At 51.2% G+C, this 16247-nt stretch carries 16 protein-coding genes; 6 read left to right on the plus strand and 10 right to left on the minus strand.

Annotated elements, in window-relative coordinates; translation table 11 throughout:
- The first annotated feature begins 331 nt into the window (after nt 1–331).
- Both dpiB and dpiA read left to right on the plus strand, forming a co-directional pair.
- Entirely contained in the window at nt 332–1993 is a 1662-nt protein-coding gene (gene dpiB / locus ACLJR2_RS11005) for a sensor histidine kinase DpiB (protein WP_001146826.1), read from the plus strand.
- Nucleotides 1962–2642 carry a two-component response regulator DpiA gene (gene dpiA, locus ACLJR2_RS11010; protein ID WP_000138781.1) on the plus strand — a complete coding sequence of 227 codons (681 nt, stop codon included), beginning with the start codon at nt 1962–1964 and terminating at the stop codon, nt 2640–2642. The genes dpiB and dpiA overlap by 32 nt, the downstream gene beginning before the upstream one ends.
- A gap of 53 nt (nt 2643–2695) precedes the next feature.
- On the opposite strand, the gene dcuC is transcribed toward dpiA, so the two are convergent.
- On the minus strand, nt 2696–4081 hold the full coding sequence (gene dcuC / locus ACLJR2_RS11015) for an anaerobic C4-dicarboxylate transporter DcuC (RefSeq protein ID WP_000958619.1): 1386 nt from the start codon (nt 4079–4081) through the stop codon (nt 2696–2698).
- Nucleotides 4082–4460: 379 nt separating this feature from the next.
- Between dcuC and pagP the strand changes: the two genes are divergently transcribed.
- Nucleotides 4461–5033 (plus strand): lipid IV(A) palmitoyltransferase PagP, encoded by a 573-nt coding sequence (gene pagP, locus ACLJR2_RS11020; RefSeq protein ID WP_015632833.1) that lies wholly within the window; start codon nt 4461–4463, stop codon nt 5031–5033.
- Between the two features lie 187 nt (nt 5034–5220).
- Complete coding sequence (cspE, locus tag ACLJR2_RS11025) at nt 5221–5430, plus strand: transcription antiterminator/RNA stability regulator CspE (protein ID WP_000034826.1); 210 nt, start codon at nt 5221–5223, stop codon at nt 5428–5430.
- A gap of 57 nt (nt 5431–5487) precedes the next feature.
- On the opposite strand, the gene crcB is transcribed toward cspE, so the two are convergent.
- Complete coding sequence (gene crcB, locus ACLJR2_RS11030) at nt 5488–5871, minus strand: fluoride efflux transporter CrcB (RefSeq protein ID WP_000939753.1); 384 nt, start codon at nt 5869–5871, stop codon at nt 5488–5490.
- A 90-nt stretch (nt 5872–5961) separates the two neighbouring features.
- Here crcB and ACLJR2_RS11035 point away from each other — a divergent pair, with 90 nt between their 5' ends.
- Nucleotides 5962–6750, plus strand: coding sequence for a deaminated glutathione amidase (locus tag ACLJR2_RS11035; protein ID WP_000495788.1), 789 nt, complete (start codon nt 5962–5964; stop codon nt 6748–6750).
- A gap of 128 nt (nt 6751–6878) precedes the next feature.
- A complete protein-coding gene (tatE, locus tag ACLJR2_RS11040) occupies nt 6879–7082 on the plus strand; it encodes a twin-arginine translocase subunit TatE (protein ID WP_000503938.1) in 204 nt (67 codons plus the stop codon).
- Between the two features lie 85 nt (nt 7083–7167).
- Here tatE and lipA read toward each other — a convergent pair whose 3' ends face one another.
- The 8 genes from lipA to mrdA form a co-directional block, all read right to left on the minus strand.
- The gene (gene lipA, locus ACLJR2_RS11045; RefSeq protein ID WP_000042640.1) at nt 7168–8133 is read right to left on the minus strand and encodes a lipoyl synthase; all 966 of its coding nucleotides are present in this window, start codon (nt 8131–8133) and stop codon (nt 7168–7170) included.
- Nucleotides 8134–8338: 205 nt separating this feature from the next.
- Nucleotides 8339–9292 carry a YbeF family transcriptional regulator gene (locus tag ACLJR2_RS11050; RefSeq protein WP_001282817.1) on the minus strand — a complete coding sequence of 318 codons (954 nt, stop codon included), beginning with the start codon at nt 9290–9292 and terminating at the stop codon, nt 8339–8341.
- A 301-nt stretch (nt 9293–9593) separates the two neighbouring features.
- Complete coding sequence (gene lipB / locus ACLJR2_RS11055; protein WP_000284016.1) at nt 9594–10235, minus strand: lipoyl(octanoyl) transferase LipB; 642 nt, start codon at nt 10233–10235, stop codon at nt 9594–9596.
- Nucleotides 10236–10334: 99 nt separating this feature from the next.
- Nucleotides 10335–10598 carry a DUF493 family protein YbeD gene (ybeD, locus tag ACLJR2_RS11060; protein WP_000850547.1) on the minus strand — a complete coding sequence of 88 codons (264 nt, stop codon included), beginning with the start codon at nt 10596–10598 and terminating at the stop codon, nt 10335–10337.
- A gap of 107 nt (nt 10599–10705) precedes the next feature.
- Nucleotides 10706–11917: a D-alanyl-D-alanine carboxypeptidase DacA gene (gene dacA / locus ACLJR2_RS11065; protein WP_000858711.1), complete on the minus strand. Its 1212-nt coding sequence runs from the start codon at nt 11915–11917 to the stop codon at nt 10706–10708.
- Between the two features lie 139 nt (nt 11918–12056).
- The gene (rlpA, locus tag ACLJR2_RS11070; RefSeq protein WP_001231305.1) at nt 12057–13190 is read right to left on the minus strand and encodes an endolytic peptidoglycan transglycosylase RlpA; all 1134 of its coding nucleotides are present in this window, start codon (nt 13188–13190) and stop codon (nt 12057–12059) included.
- A 10-nt stretch (nt 13191–13200) separates the two neighbouring features.
- Nucleotides 13201–14313: a peptidoglycan glycosyltransferase MrdB gene (gene mrdB / locus ACLJR2_RS11075; protein WP_000131713.1), complete on the minus strand. Its 1113-nt coding sequence runs from the start codon at nt 14311–14313 to the stop codon at nt 13201–13203.
- 2 nt (nt 14314–14315) lie between these two features.
- Nucleotides 14316–16217 (minus strand): peptidoglycan DD-transpeptidase MrdA, encoded by a 1902-nt coding sequence (gene mrdA / locus ACLJR2_RS11080; RefSeq protein ID WP_000828700.1) that lies wholly within the window; start codon nt 16215–16217, stop codon nt 14316–14318.
- Nucleotides 16218–16247 lie beyond the last annotated feature (30 nt).

Below are 16247 nucleotides of genomic sequence, written 5' to 3' on the forward strand. Positions count from 1 at the left end.
CTGTGTTGCAACTTGATAACTTTTTCTTTTCAGTCAGAGTGGGAGTTTTTTTATTACGAGTTATTTATTTTTCTCTCTGGCGTATACATCGTAAGGAGTATTTTGGTGGTAAATTTTGATTTATTTCACAAAGCGTTAGATGGTTTTTAAGTGTTTTATGGTTTTAAGTTTTTTAATTAATTTAATCGCCATTCAGGCGGTGGTTTTTAGTTGTTTAATTGATTTAATGTGGGGAATCTGTAACGATCGGTTTTTATATGCTTCAAGTTACTTAAAACATTTTTATTACATTTGCGTTAAATCCGCAGCGAAATGCCCATAAGGAACCTTAATGCCCTATCAGAAAAATAAAAAGCTGTTTCCTTTTTTTCGGCAACTCGCGTTTCCGTTGCGTATTTTTCTGCTCATTCTGGTGGTTTCTGTTTTCATCGTGGCGGCATTAGCACAATATTTGTCTGCCAGTTTCGAAGATTATCTGGCGTCCCATGTTCGTGACATGGCGATGAATCAGGCAAAAATTATTGCTTCTAACGACAGCATTATCGCCGCCGTAAAAAACCGGGACTATAAACGCCTGGCGATAATTGCGAATAAACTGCAGCGCGGGACGGATTTTGACTATGTGGTGATAGGCGATCGCCACTCGATCCGGCTTTACCATCCGAATCCGGAAAAAATTGGCTATCCCATGCAGTTTACGAAACCCGGCGCGTTGGAAAGAGGAGAAAGTTATTTCATTACTGGTAAGGGCTCAATAGGGATGGCGATGCGCGCCAAAACGCCTATCTTTGACAACGAAGGCAACGTGATCGGCGTTGTTTCAATTGGCTATCTGGTCAGTAAAATCGACTCCTGGCGGCTGGACTTCTTATTACCGATGGCGGGGGTTTTTGTCCTGTTGCTGTTGGTATTAATGCTGCTTTCCTGGTTTTTCGCCGCGCATATCCGCCGACAAATGCTGGGCATGGAGCCGAAACAGATTGCGCGCGTGGTACGCCAGCAGGAGGCGTTGTTTAGCTCGGTTTATGAAGGTCTGATCGCCGTTGATCCGGAGGGACATATCACCGCGATTAACCGCAATGCGAGAAAAATGTTGGGGCTGCCGTCGCCGGGGCGTCAGTGGCTGGGCAAGCTGATAGCGGAAGTCGTCAATCCGGCAGACTTTTTTACCTGCCAGATCGCAGAAAGACGCCAGGATGTGGTGACCAACTTCAATGGCCTGAGCGTCATCGCCAATCGTGAGGCTATCCGTTCCGGCGAAGAGCTGCTGGGCGCTATTATTAGTTTTCGCAGCAAAGATGAAATCGCGACGTTGAACGCGCAGCTAACCCAGATTAAACAGTATGTTGAGAGCCTGCGCACGCTACGCCATGAGCACCTGAACTGGATGTCGACTCTGAACGGCCTGCTGCAAATGAAAGAGTATGATCGGGTCAGAGAGATGGTGCAGGGTGAGTCGCAGGCGCAGCAGCAACTTATTGATAGTTTACGCGGCGCCTTCGCCGATCGTCAGGTGGCCGGTTTGCTGTTTGGCAAAGTTCAGCGCGCGCGTGAACTGGGGCTCAAGATGGTGATTGTTCCCGGCAGCCAGCTACATCAACTGCCGGAGGGGCTGGATAGTACGGAGTTCGCCGCCATCGTCGGTAATCTGCTGGATAACGCGTTTGAAGCGAGTTTGCGTACACAAGAAGGCGACAATACCATCGAACTTTTCCTGAGCGACGAGGGCGACGAGGTGGTGATAGAGGTCGCCGACCAGGGCTGCGGCGTTCCTGAAGCGCTGCGGGAAAAAATTTTTGAACAGGGCGTAAGTACCCGAACCGACGAACCCGGTGAGCATGGTATCGGGTTATATCTGATTGCAAGTTATGTGGGGCGCTGTGGCGGGGTCATTACACTGGAAGACAATGATCCTTGTGGCACCTTATTTTCTTTATTCCTTCCGAAAGTGAAAAAAAACGATGACAGAACCATTAACCCTATTGATCGTTGAGGATGAAACGCTGCTGGCGGAGATGCACGCAGAATATATCCGCCATATTCCTGGCTTTAAGCAGATATGGCTGGCGGGCAATCTGGCGCAGGCGAGAATGATGATTGACCGGTTCAAACCTGGATTAATTCTGTTGGATAATTATCTGCCGGATGGGAAGGGGATTACGCTGCTGCATGAATTAATGCAGTCGCGCTATCCTGGCGGCGTCGTGTTTACGACCGCCGCCAGTGACATGGAGACGGTAGCGGAAGCGGTACGTAGCGGCGCGTTTGATTATCTGGTTAAACCTATTGCTTATGAACGTTTAGGGCAGACGCTGACCCGTTATCAACAGCGCAGACGTATGCTGGCGAGCGTGGATAGCGCAAGCCAGAAGCAGATAGATGAAATGTTCAACGCCTATGCGCGCGGCGAACCGAAAGGGGATTTGCCGACAGGTATTGATGCCTTAACCCTTAATGCGGTGATGAAGTTGTTTGCCGATCCAACCGTACGCCACACGGCTGAAACGGTCGCGCAGGCCTTAACGATAAGCCGCACCACATCCCGACGCTACCTGGAATATTGCGCGAGTCAGCACCTGATTGTCGCAGAGATTATTCATGGCAAAGTGGGCAGGCCGCAGCGTATTTACCACGGCGGCTAAGCCTGGTTTAAGATGCCGGGGCGATGTTTTCCCTCGCCCCGGCTTACCGGCTATCAGCCGCCGGTAACGGCGGAAGAGGCGCCTGGCACCATAATTTCCGTGGCGATAATGACGATCAACAGACCGACGATGACTGGAACGGACGTGCGCTTCACCACTTCAAACGGTGATATTTTAGCCATCCCGGCGACAGCGACCACGACGCCGGAGACCGGCGAAATCGTGCGCCCCAGGTTTGAGGCTTGCAGCATTGGGATGGATAAATAGGCTGGGTTGATACCGGAGGAGTGCGCCAGTTTAGGGATCATCTCAACAAAGGCGTAAAAAGGCGCATTGCCTGAACCGGTGGTCATCGCGGCCAGCATGGTTAAAATCACTAAGACCAGCATCAGAATAATGCTGGCGGAGCCAAAAGAAGTGGCAATCGAGATCAGACTTTGGATAAAGCCAATGGTGCTCAGCCCCTGGGCGAAAACGCCCGCCGCGACCAGCAGCATCACAACGCCGGCAAACGCATCCGCCATGCCGCGATAAGCCACTTCCAGGCCGGAAAACACATTTTGCGTGTTGAAGCCGCGCACGAATTCCAGCACGGCGGCCAGCAGCATACAGATCACCAGAATGGTAATAATGTGCAACTGCGGCCCCCATTTACCGTCAAAAATCAGTACGCCGATAATGGGCGTGAACGGCAAAAGGGCATAAAACGCCGGGGCCGTGGTGGTAATCTCCGCCACGTCCAGCATCTCATGTGAAATGTTCTCTTTTTTATCCAGATAGCGTTGCCAGAAAAAGTGCGCAATCGCCATACCGATAATGGCGGCGATGGAAATCGGCAGCGTGGTTTTGAACGCAAAATCGATTAACGGCATCTCCGCCGCTTTTGCGGCTAAAACCACATCGCCAGACGTTGGCGAGAGGATGATGGCGGCCGGAGAGGCGCAAATAGCCGCCGCCGCGCCGCGGCTAATGCCGACGTTGACCATCACCGGGAAGAGAGTAGCCATGAGCAGTACGCCAAGCCCCGTCGCGGAAGAGACGGCCAGCGACATCAGGCAGGCGACAAAATAGGCGGCAATCATCAACAGGTAGGGCGAGTTTATGTACTGTAAAGGTTTCGACGCCAGCTTCACGACCATATCATTCGCGCCGATATGCGTCATATAGGCGGCAAAGCCGCACAGCATCATGATCATCATGCCAAGATCGCCGCCGCGACTCATAAGCAAAATTTTGATGTATTCAACAATATCTGTTGCGGTATAGCCGGTACTGGTTTCGCTGGCAGGTAATACCTTATGCCCCATCAGCGCGCTGATAATAAGCAGAACCAGACCGCCGACAAATAAAACGCCAGTGGCGGAATATCCCTTAATGATGTAGCGCGCTACACCCACAATAACGACGACTCCGATAAGGAGCTCTATAACTGTTAGCATTGTTTCCCCTGTCTTATCGACACCCAGAGTAAAAATAAAGAGCCACAAAAGTGGTATAAAAATGTACCGAATAAAGGATGGCGCCTTACTGATTAAAATCACGGCGCGGTTATTTTTTCATGTCATCGCTAAAGATGAAATATGCTTATACGAATTTTCTGTAGCGCTATAAGTATTAATTTATTGTTATTTTATTGTTTTATTTGTTGTGCTTTGTTTTGTGTTTTTTGTGAAAGCTTATTAAGGAGCGCGCGACGATTCTGAGTGCTAAATCAAACGCCGTTAACCCGATACTCTCTCAGATTATTCTCTGTTTATAGTTTGTTAAGATTTTATTCAGGTTAATGTTGTTATTATCACAGTCGAATTTTTGAACGGTATGGCTGTTGTGATGATTATCAGAAAGTATTTTCTTATTATTGTTCTCCTTGTTATGCCATGGCTGGCTATTCCTTCAGTCTCTGCGGCGGATAAAGGGTGGTTTAACACGTTTACCGATAACGTCGCAGAAACGTGGCGACAGCCTGAGCATTATGATTTGTATGTCCCCGCCATTACCTGGCATGCGCGCTTTGCCTACGATAAAGAGAAAACGGATCGCTATAACGAGCGGCCGTGGGGCGTTGGTTTTGGTCAGTCGCGCTGGGACGATAAAGGCAACTGGCATGGCCTCTATATGATGGCCTTTAAAGATTCATTTAACAAATGGGAACCCATAGGCGGTTATGGCTGGGAAAAAACCTGGCGACCGCTGGAAGACGATAATTTTCGTCTGGGACTGGGCTTTACCGCAGGCGTTACCGCGCGCGACAACTGGAATTATATTCCCATCCCTGTGCTGTTGCCTTTAGTGTCGATAGGCTATGGTCCCGCTACCTTTCAGATGACCTACATTCCGGGTTCGTATAACAATGGAAACGTCTATTTCGCCTGGATGCGTTTCCAGTTTTGATGGGGAAGGGCATGCTTCAGTTGTGAATTAAAAAGTCTTAAAAAACAATAGGTAGCTAGAGTTAGCTAAAAATTAACGCGATATTTATCACTTTTTCGCAAAGTTCGACTGGACAAAATGCATCACAATTGTTGTACTGGTATCCGACACAGCATTTGTGTCTATTTTTCATGTAAAGGTAATTTTGATGTCTAAGATTAAAGGTAACGTTAAGTGGTTTAATGAATCCAAAGGATTCGGTTTCATTACTCCGGAAGATGGCAGCAAAGACGTGTTCGTACACTTCTCTGCAATCCAGACCAATGGTTTTAAAACTCTGGCTGAAGGTCAGCGCGTAGAGTTCGAAATCACTAACGGTGCCAAAGGCCCTTCCGCTGCAAACGTAACTGCTCTGTAAGCATACGTCCGACAGCAAGATTTCAAAACCCGCCCTTTCGGTGGGTTTTTTTTGCGCTTAACGCGCCGCTGCGGCGGAAAATAGCCAGAATGCCAGCGCCGTCATGGCAAACGAACCCAACAGGTTAATCAGCACATTCAGCAGCGCCCAGCCAAAGCGCCCCTCTTGCAGCAAGAATACCACTTCAGCAGAAAAAGTAGAAAAGGTCGTCAGGCCGCCGCAAAAGCCGGTCGTAATGAGCACTTTCCACATCGGATCGATATGTGTCATGCGGTTAAACCAGGCGAACCCCATGCCGATAATAAACGCGCCAAGCAAATTTGCTGTTAGCGTACCGATGGGAATCGCCTGATGAAGCGGATTAAAACGCATACTTAGCATCCACCGGGCTACGCTCCCCGTTCCACCGCCGATAAAAACTGCTAAAAGAAGCTGTAACACTGCCGAATCCTTTATTTAATTGCTATACAGGAGGAGTGTAACGCCGAACACGCATAATTGGCGAGTCCTGACAGAGGTGTGGGAGGGGATATGTTCGTTGCAGCCGGGCAGTTTGTGGTGAGTTCTGTATGGGAAAAGAATGCGCAAGTTTGCGTTTCGTTAATGGCTCAGGCGGCGGACCGCGGCGTATCGCTTCTGGTGCTGCCGGAGGGGATATTAGCGCGAGATGACATCGACCTTGACCTGCCGATTCGCGCCGCGCAGCCGCTGGATGGCGCGTTTATGACGCGGCTTCAGGAAGAAAGCGCTCATAATAATATGACGACGATATTCACTATCCTTGTCCCGTCAACGCCTGGACGGGCGGTTAATATGCTGGTGGCGCTACGGGCGGGTCACATTGTCGCGCGTTACGCGAAGCTGCATCTCTATGATGCGTTTTCGATGCAAGAGTCCCAACGTATTGATGCCGGAACCGTTATCGCGCCTGTGCTGGACGTGGAGGGGGTTAAGGTGGGGCTCATGACCTGTTATGACCTGCGCTTTCCTGACATGGCTCTGGCGCTGGCTTTACAGGGGGCTGACGTATTGGCGCTGCCGACGGGCTGGGTTCGCGGCCCGTTGAAAGAGCAGCAGTGGTCGACGCTGCTGGCGGCGAGAGCGCTGGATACCACCTGCTATATGATTGCGGCCGGGGAGTGTGGTAATCGTAATATTGGTCAAAGTCGTATTATCGATCCGTTGGGGGTAACGATAGCCGCGGCAGCCGATCGTCCGGCGCTGATCGTCGCGGAAATATTCAGAAAACGAATAGACCAGGTGCGGGAGCAACTTCCTCTTTTGCAGCAACGACGATTTGCGCCACCGCAATTATTATGATGTTTTTTTACGCAAAGCTTGATTCACCTTGTTACAGATTGCTATTGTGTGCGCGCGTCGAAAGACCGTTAATATTCTCAGGTTAATCCGGCGCGTTACGCAGCCTGTTTTTAGTGAAGAAGGTATCTATGGGTGAGATTAGTATTACCAAACTGCTGGTGGTTGCCGCACTGGTTGTTCTGCTGTTTGGTACCAAGAAGTTACGTACGCTGGGCGGAGACCTGGGCACGGCGATTAAAGGATTCAAGAAAGCAATGAACGATGAAGACGCGGGCGTTAAGAAAGACGTCGACGGTAGCGTTCAGGCTGAAAAACTCTCGCATAAAGAGTAATAGCGCAATGCGCTTGCTCCGCAGAGTAAAAAAACCGGCAAGTTGCCGGTTTTTTTTGCCTGAAATGTAAGCGTCTATTACACGATCATTTCACTTCCATGCCTTTGGCCTGGAGATCAGCATGGTACGAAGAACGTACAAAGGGGCCACAGGCGGCATGGGTAAAGCCCATCGCCAGGGCTTCCGCTTTCATCTCGTCAAACTCTTCCGGGCTGACATAACGCTGTACCGGCAGGTGATGGCGGCTTGGCTGTAGATACTGACCAAGCGTCAGCATGGTAACGCCGTGACGGCGTAAGTCGCGCATAACCTCAATGATTTCCGCATTGGTTTCGCCTAAGCCCACCATCAGACCCGATTTTGTCGGAATTTCCGGGTGCGCTTCTTTGAAGCGTTCCAGTAATTTCAGCGACCAGTTGTAATCGGCGCCCGGACGAACCTGGCGGTAGATACGCGGCACGTTTTCCAGGTTGTGGTTAAACACATCCGGCGGCGTCGCGTTAAGGATATCCAGCGCGCGATCCATACGTCCACGGAAGTCTGGCACCAGGGTCTCTATTTTTATCTCCGGGCTTTTGGCACGGATGGCGGTGATGCAGTCAGCAAAATGCTGGGCGCCGCCGTCACGCAGATCGTCACGGTCGACAGAGGTGATGACCACATAGCGTAGCGCCATGTCGGCGATCGTTTGCGCCAGTTTCTGCGGCTCTTCCGCATCCGGCGCAACGGGGCGGCCATGGGCGACATCACAGAACGGACAGCGGCGAGTGCAAATGGCGCCAAGGATCATAAACGTAGCGGTACCGTGGTTGAAACATTCAGCCAGGTTTGGGCAAGACGCTTCCTCGCAGACAGAATGCAGGCCATTTTTGCGCATTGCGGCTTTGATGCCCTGGATACGGGTAGAATCCGCCGGAAGTTTTATTTTCATCCATTCCGGTTTACGTAGTAGAGCGTCGCGCTCTGTGACCACATTTTTAACCGGGATAAGAGCCATCTTATCGGCATCGCGGTATTTTACACCGCGTTCCATCACAATGGGTTTACTCATAGCGTGCGTGTTCCAGTTGCGAATAACGAAGGAAAGCGTTTCAATTCAAGGGAAAGTTGTATTTATCAACTATTTTTGAATTTGTGACACGCAGTATATCATTGATAAGGGCCATAAAGCAGCCTGACAGCCCGGCAAAATGTAAAATAGTTGTTGTTTTGTGCTGTTTGCCCATATCTTCCGTGACCTGAATGCAACATTTTTGTCAGAACGCCTCACGGATGATATCAATGACGTTCTCCAGCACCGGATCGCGCAGACTCAGTTTATTGTAATGCAGCGAGAACTCGACCTGTTCACTATTCACCGGCGCGTAGGGAAGGCGTTCAAGCGGCCAGCAACGGCTAAATAAGTCGTAGAAGCGGGTGGGCATCAGTCCCAGCAGATCGCTGCTGGCGATCAGCGAGGCAATGGTAAAAATATTGTAGCTGCTAAAACTGATTTGCTGATCGGGAAATGTCTCCTGCAGTCGCTGGCGCAGGAGGGAAAGATGTTGTCCCTCCAGCATCAGAAAGGTGTGATCCGCGCTGTTCAGTCTCTCTTCAGTAATGGCGTTCGCCAGACACGGGTGATGCTGGCGGCAGACAATCTCAAGCGTATCGCTAAACAGGACGTGATGCTGGATGCTCCGGTTGTTATAGCTATGGGTATTGATAATGAGATCGGTCTGAAACTGACTAAGCTGGCTTTCGGCATCGTCTACCGGAATGTTGCGCAGCAAAAGCTGAGGATAACGCGGCCTGATGGCCTGGTAAATAATCGGCATCACTAGCGCGCCGACCGAAGGCGTCGTGCCAATTGTAATGGTGCGTTGCTTATCATAGCTGCCCGTAAGATCCAGGGCGCCAAGAATAGATTCCAGCCCCTGGCTGATGTATTCGTGCAGATGCGTAGCATACGTCGTGGGCGTTACGCCCTGGCCTTTGCGAATAAACAGCGGATCGGGAAATATAGTCCGTAATTTTTGAATGGACTGGCTGATGGCTGACGGCGTCAGGTTAAGGATTTTCGCTGCATTGACGATCCCTTTATGGACATATACGGCCTCAAAAATCGTCAACAGATTGAGGTCAATATTTCTCAGTGTTCTGAAAATTTGCGGTTTGTCTTGTAGGTGTTGATCGGCCGGTTGTCTTTCTGCCTGATTATTATCACTCACGCTCTGGCTCCGAATTCATTTGCATTATGAATAATAGATGAAATAGTATATTTTGCATTTATGAGTTGGTTTTAAAATTACTCTTATGAATCTATTTTTAGTCATTTCAATAAGATAAGTAACAGCAAGGCCGGGATTTTGTTCACGGAAAATTCCTCATCATGAGGACTGAAGAGGCCATGCCGCCTGGCGGCTACAGCAGGGATATAACGAAAATATAGAAAGCGGGGGGAGAAGTAAAGCATTCAAATCATATATGATTAATGACCCATAAATTTCTTGGGCCATTATATTTTACGCATTAAGCAGCAATATATTCATACGGTGGATTATTTAGCAGAGCTAAAATATTCGCCAGCAAGCGGGGCGCAATATTATCCGTGGTAGCGTCTTCCTTCCACTGCGTTATTTTAGCCATTTCCATGCCGGCATAACCACACGGGTTGATACGCAGGAAAGGAGAAAGATCCATGTTAACGTTTAGCGCTAAACCGTGGAATGAGCAGCCGCGACGGATACGTAAACCCAGCGAGCAGATTTTCTTTTCACCCACGTAGACGCCCGGCGCATCGGCGCGCGGATGCGCCTCAATACCCATTTCAGCCAGCGTATTCACCACGGTCTGTTCAAGTAGGGTGACTAAATCACGCACGCCCAGTTTACGTCGTTTCAGGTTAAGTAAAACGTACATTACCTGTTGGCCCGGACCATGATAGGTCACCTGTCCTCCACGATCGCTCTGCACAACGGGAATATCGCCAGGCATCAATATATGTTCCGCTTTACCGGCCTGGCCCTGGGTAAACACCGGGTAATGCTCAACCAACCAGATTTCATCATGGCTGTTTTCATCGCGCATATCGGTAAAGTTATGCATGGCCTGAGAGATAGCTTCATAGGGCTGAAGGCCGAGCTGGCGGACAAGGATTTTATCCTGATACAAAACGGCATCTCCGTAGAGAATGAAAAAAGAGAGGAAAGTATATCACAGCGGGGGAGGCGGGGAGTTACCCGGATAAGACCGGGTAACCGTCTGGATGTATTACAATACCATTCGCACGATATCAATATTGCCCAGTTCTTCGTACAGCGTTTCAACCTGTTCAATATGGGTGGCATTAATGGTGATAGAGACCGAGTGGTAGTTGCCTTTGCTGCTCGGTTTTACCGTCGGAGAGTAATCACCAGGCGCATGGCGCTGTACCACTTCAACCACCTGATCAACCAGCTCAGGTAACGCCTGCCCCATTACTTTGTAAGTAAATGGCGTAGGGAATTCAAGCAGTTCGTTAAGTTTGGTTTTCATGTCAGCTCCGGCATTACGTAAAAAAATAACAACTCCCGCCACAGGGCGGGAGTTTTACTGATGCATAGTATATGGGGACGAAAATCACACTTTCAAGCGTTCAATTTTTATCCAAACCAGTGATGGAACATTAATTTAATGTAATCAATGATTTTACCGAAGAAGTTCCCTTCCGGGATCTCTTGCAGTACGACCAGCGGACGCTGCTCGATGGTTTTACCGTCCAGCTGGAAGTTGATGGTGCCGACCACCTGGTTTTTCTGCAGCGGCGCGTGCAGTTCTGCGGTATTCAGTACATAGCTCGCTTTCAAATCTTTCATGCGACCGCGAGGGATCGTCAGGTAAACGTCTTTATCGACGCCCAGCGAGGCGCGATCGGTATTACCAAACCAGGCGGGTTCAGAGGCGAACTCTTTACCAGCCTTCAGCGGATTAACGGTTTCAAAGAAACGAAAGCCCCACGTCAGCAGTTTTTTGCTTTCTGTTTCACGGCCTTTATAGGTTCGTCCGCCCATTACGGCGGAAATCAACCGCATCTGGCCTTCGGTTGCGGAAGCGACCAGATTATAGCCCGCTTTGCTGGTATGGCCGGTTTTGATGCCGTCCACATTCAGGCTGTTATCCCACAGCAGACCGTTACGGTTTAACTGGCGAATGCCGTTAAAGGTGAACTCTTTTTCTTTATAAACGGCATATTCGTTAGGCACATCGCGAATTAACGCCTGACCAATCAGCGCCATATCGCGAGCTGAACTGTATTGTCCGTCGGCGTCCAGGCCGTGTACGGTCTGGAAGTGGGTATTTTTCAGCCCTAACGCGTTCACATAGCTGTTCATCAGCCCGACGAAAGCATCCTGGCTACCGGCGGCGAAATCAGCCATCGCCACACAGGCGTCATTACCGGATTGCAGATTGATGCCGCGTATCAACTGAGAGACCGGTACCTGCATTCCCGGTTTGAGGAACATCAGCGAGGAACCTTTAAATACCGGATTGCCGGTGGCCCAGGCGTCATTACCGACGGTAACCAGGTCGGTTTCTTTAAATTTACCCGCTTTCATTGCCTGTCCGATGACGTAACTGGTCATCATCTTCGTCAGACTAGCCGGGTCGCGACGTTCGTCGGCGTTTTGTTCCGCCAGAACTTTGCCGGAGTTGTAGTCGATCAGGATGTAGGATTCCGCATCGATCTGCGGAACGCCCGGGATCATAGTTTTGATATTCAGGTCATCGGCATGTGCGGTTGAGATAAAAGCGGCACAAAGCGCCGTGGTGAGCGCCATGCGCTGCATAAAACGAGCGGAAAAAGTGGTCTTCATGGTCTGAACTACGACGTCCGTGATGAAATTAAAAAAAGAGCCCTACTATAGCAAAAGCATAACTGGCAGGCATCTGACTTTCCGCGTGACTTTGTTAATGTCATTTACAGAAATTGACAGTACAGATACCTGCGATCGGTTACTGCGCGCTGGCGATAAAGGACTGTAATTGTGCTTCTGTTTGCAAACGTTGCTGTAATGCGCTGGCTTCGGCTTTACTGGCAAAAGGCCCCAGTTGAATACGCCAGACCGCGCCGTTTTGTATTACGCGTCCTGGTACGCTGAACTGCTGGCTTAAACGCTGTTGGTACTGCTGCGCACGCGTTTGATCGCTGACGGCGCCGACCTGGACGACGAAACGAGCGCTCGCCGCGGCGGCAGGCGCGCTCACCGGGGCAGATACCGGGGCCGCGGCAGCAGGCGCGCTTACCGGCGTCGCAGTCGCTGGAGCCGTCACCGGCGCGGAAACCGGCGCTGTCTGTGGTGTCGGCGTCGGTTCATTACTCTCCAGCACGCCAGGCGCCAGCGTAGTCGGCGCGCCGAGGAAGCCGCTACTGCTCACCGGCGCACCGGTGGTATCGTCACTTTTCAACGTGGAATTACTGACCGGAAGAACGTCGCCTTGCGGTTGCGCAGGCGCTGAAGAGGCGCTTCCCATTCCGCCGCTTAAATCAGGGCGCGGGGGCAGAGCGTAGGTCTGTTTCGCCACCGTCGTACAGGCCATCCCCGGGCCGGAGAGCGAACCATCCGGCGCCACGATAATAGGGTCAATCCGTACTTTAGTATTATTCGAGGTATTCAGACGATCCGCCGCCGCGCGGGACAGGGAGATGACCCGATCGGTGCCATAGGGGCCGCGATCGTTAATACGCACGACGATCATGCGACCGTTGGCCAGGTTGGTGATTCGCGCATAGCTGGGGATAGGCAGTGTCGGATGGGCGGCGGTAAGCTGCATCGGATCGAACATCTCCCCGGAGGCGGTTAAATTACTGCCGGGTTCCGCATCATAAATAGCGGCCAGGCCAGCCTGGCTAAAGCGGGACGGGTCCTGAACGATTTTATAACTTTTACCGTCACGCTGATAATCCTGGTTTGCGGTCGGATTCAGAGGTTCATAACGCGGTTCCGCTCCGCTGATTTCCACAGTCGGACCATTACATACCGCAGGTTGCGGCGCGACGGTGGTTTGCTGCTGACCGCCGTCATTAGTACATGCCGCGAGTAGTACTATCCCTGCCGCGACGCAGATTACAGGCAACTGCTTACGCATTGCGCACCCCTTATACGCTTTTCGACAACATTTTTCTGTGGGTGTGGATCGACATCACAATCCCGAACCCGGCCATCAGCACAATCAGTGCGGAGCCCCCGTAGCTGACCAGGGGTAAAGGTACTCCAACCACAGGCAGAATACCGCTCACCATACCAATATTTACGAAGACATAAACGAATAATATTAACATTAATCCGCCAGCCATCACGCGACCAAATGTAGTTTGCGCTCTGGCGGCAATCCACAAGCCGCGCATTATTAGCAAAATATAGAGCGCGAGCAGAATCAGGATGCCCACCAGACCGAGCTCTTCCGCCAGTACCGCGAAGATAAAGTCGGTATGGCGTTCGGGTAAAAACTCCAGCTGCGACTGGGTGCCGTGGAGCCAGCCTTTACCGCGCAGGCCGCCTGAGCCAATGGCGATTTTAGACTGAATAATATGATAGCCCGCGCCCAGCGGATCGGTCTCCGGATCAAGGAGCATCATGACGCGCTGGCGTTGGTAATCGTGCATCAGGAAAAACCACAAAATAGGAATAAATGCAGCGATCAATACAATGGCGACCCCAATTAAGCGCCAGCTCAGACCAGACAAAAATAGGACAAAGAGACCGGAAAGGGCGACCAGAATAGACGTCCCCAGGTCCGGCTGGGCGGCGACCAGCAGGGTAGGCATAAAGATTAATACCAGGGCGATGGCGGTATTTTTCAGCGAGGGCGGGCAGACGTCACGGTTAATAAAGCGGGCGACCATCAGCGGCACGGCGATTTTGGCTATTTCCGAAGGCTGAAAGCGAACGATTCCCAGATCGAGCCAGCGCTGCGCGCCTTTGGATATTGCGCCGAAGGCATCAACGGCGACCAGCAGAATGATACAAATGATATAGAGATAGGGCGCCCAGCCTTCATACACGCGCGGCGGGATCTGCGCCATCACCACCATGACCACCAGCCCCATCGCAATCTGACCGATTTTACGCTCCATCATGCCGATGTCCTGGCCGCTGGCGCTCCAGATGACCAATGCGCTGTAAACCAGTAACGCCAGCAGAATAAGTAGCATCGTGGGATCGATATGAATTTTATCCCAGAAGGTTTTTTTGTTCGGATTATCCGTCATGATTATTGGTCCTCCGCCGCTGCAACCACCGGGTTTTCCGCAGGCAAATGGGTGTTGTTGTCGCCCAGCATGATGTGATCAAGGATTTGGCGCATGATCGTGCCTACTGCCGGGCCTGCGCCGCCGTTTTCAAGGATGATCGCGACGGCGACCTGGGGATTGTTATACGGCGCAAAGGCGGTCATTAATTTATGGTCGCGCAGGCGCTCGGCGATTTTATGCGCATTGTACGTTTCGTTGGCCTTCAGGCCAAAGACCTGCGCGGTGCCCGATTTCGCCGCGATTTTATAGGGCGCGCTGGCAAAATATTTATGCGCCGTGCCGTTAGGGCGGTTGGCGACGCCATACATGCCATCTTTCGCTATTTCCCAGTAGCCGGAGTGAATATCGCCCACCGGCGGCTCATGCGGCTGTACCCACGGCACCTGTTTACCGTTTTCCGCGGTGCTCATTAACAGGTGCGGGACTTTAACTACACCGTCGTTAATAAGGATCATCAGCGCCTTACTCATCTGAATCGGCGTTGCCGTCCAGTAGCCCTGGCCGATGCCCACCGGAATCGTATCGCCCTGATACCACGGTTTTTTAAAGCGTTTCTGTTTCCACTCGCGGGTCGGCATATTACCAGATCGCTCTTCTGCGAGATCAATTCCGGTATAGTGACCATAGCCGAACTTACCCATCCATTCTGACAGGCGATCGATCCCCATGTCATAGGCCACCTGATAGAAGAAGGTATCCGCCGACTCTTCAAGGGATTTGGTGATATTCAGATGCCCGTGGCCCCATTTTTTCCAGTCGCGGTAGCGTTTCTCAGACCCCGGCAACTGCCACCAGCCAGGGTCGAAAAGACTGGTGTTACGGGTGATGACGCCAGCGCTTAACGCCGATACGGCGACGTAAGGCTTAACGGTAGAAGCGGGTGGGTAGACACCCTGAGTCGCGCGGTTCACTAATGGCGTGTTCGGGTCGTTAAGCAGCCCGGAGTAATCTTTGCTGGAGATGCCATCCACGAAAAGGTTAGGGTCGTAACTTGGCATGGAGACCAGCGATAGCACGCCGCCGGTACGCGGATCGGTGACAATCACCGCCGCGCGACTGCCTGCCAGCAGCGTTTCAATATACTGCTGGAGCTTGAGATCCAGCGTCAGGTAGATATCGTGTCCGGCCTGCGGCGGCACCTCTTTAAGCTGGCGAATAACGCGACCGCGGTTGTTGACTTCAACCTCTTCATAACCGGTTTGCCCATGCAGAATATCTTCATAGTAGCGCTCAATGCCCAGCTTGCCGATGTCATGAGTGGCGGCGTAGTTCGCCAGTTTGTTTTCTCTGTCGAGACGCTCGACGTCTTTATCATTGATTTTCGATACGTAGCCGATAACGTGGGTCAGCGCCGATCCGTATGGATAATAGCGGCGTTTATAGCCTTTGACTTCGACGCCCGGAAAACGGTACTGGTTGACAGCAAAGCGCGCGACCTGAACTTCCGTCAGGTTTGTTTTCACCGGAATAGAAGTAAAGCGATGGGATCGGGCGCGCTCTTTTTTAAAGGCGGCGATATCGTCGTCGTTTAAATCGACCACACTGCGTAGCGCATCCAGCGTTTGCTGAACGTTATCCACCTTTTCCGGCATCATTTCAATCTGATAGATAGTGCGGTTCAGCGCAAGGGGAATGCCGTTACGGTCGTAGATTATCCCGCGGCTTGGCGCAATTGGCACCAGCTTGATACGGTTTTCGTTCGAGCGGGTCTGGTAATCGGTAAAACGGAGAATTTGCAGATTATACAAATTGGCGATCAGTACGCCGGTCAGCAGCAAAATACCCAAAAAGGCGACCAGCGCCCGACGCACAAACAGTGCGGACTCAGCCGTATAGTCACGAAAAGAATTTTGTCGTTTCATCCGCTGCTTAATCTTCTCAAGACTTCACGA

It is taken from the genome of Salmonella sp. SAL03688, from assembly GCF_046551895.1.
Lineage (GTDB): Bacteria > Pseudomonadota > Gammaproteobacteria > Enterobacterales > Enterobacteriaceae > Salmonella > Salmonella enterica.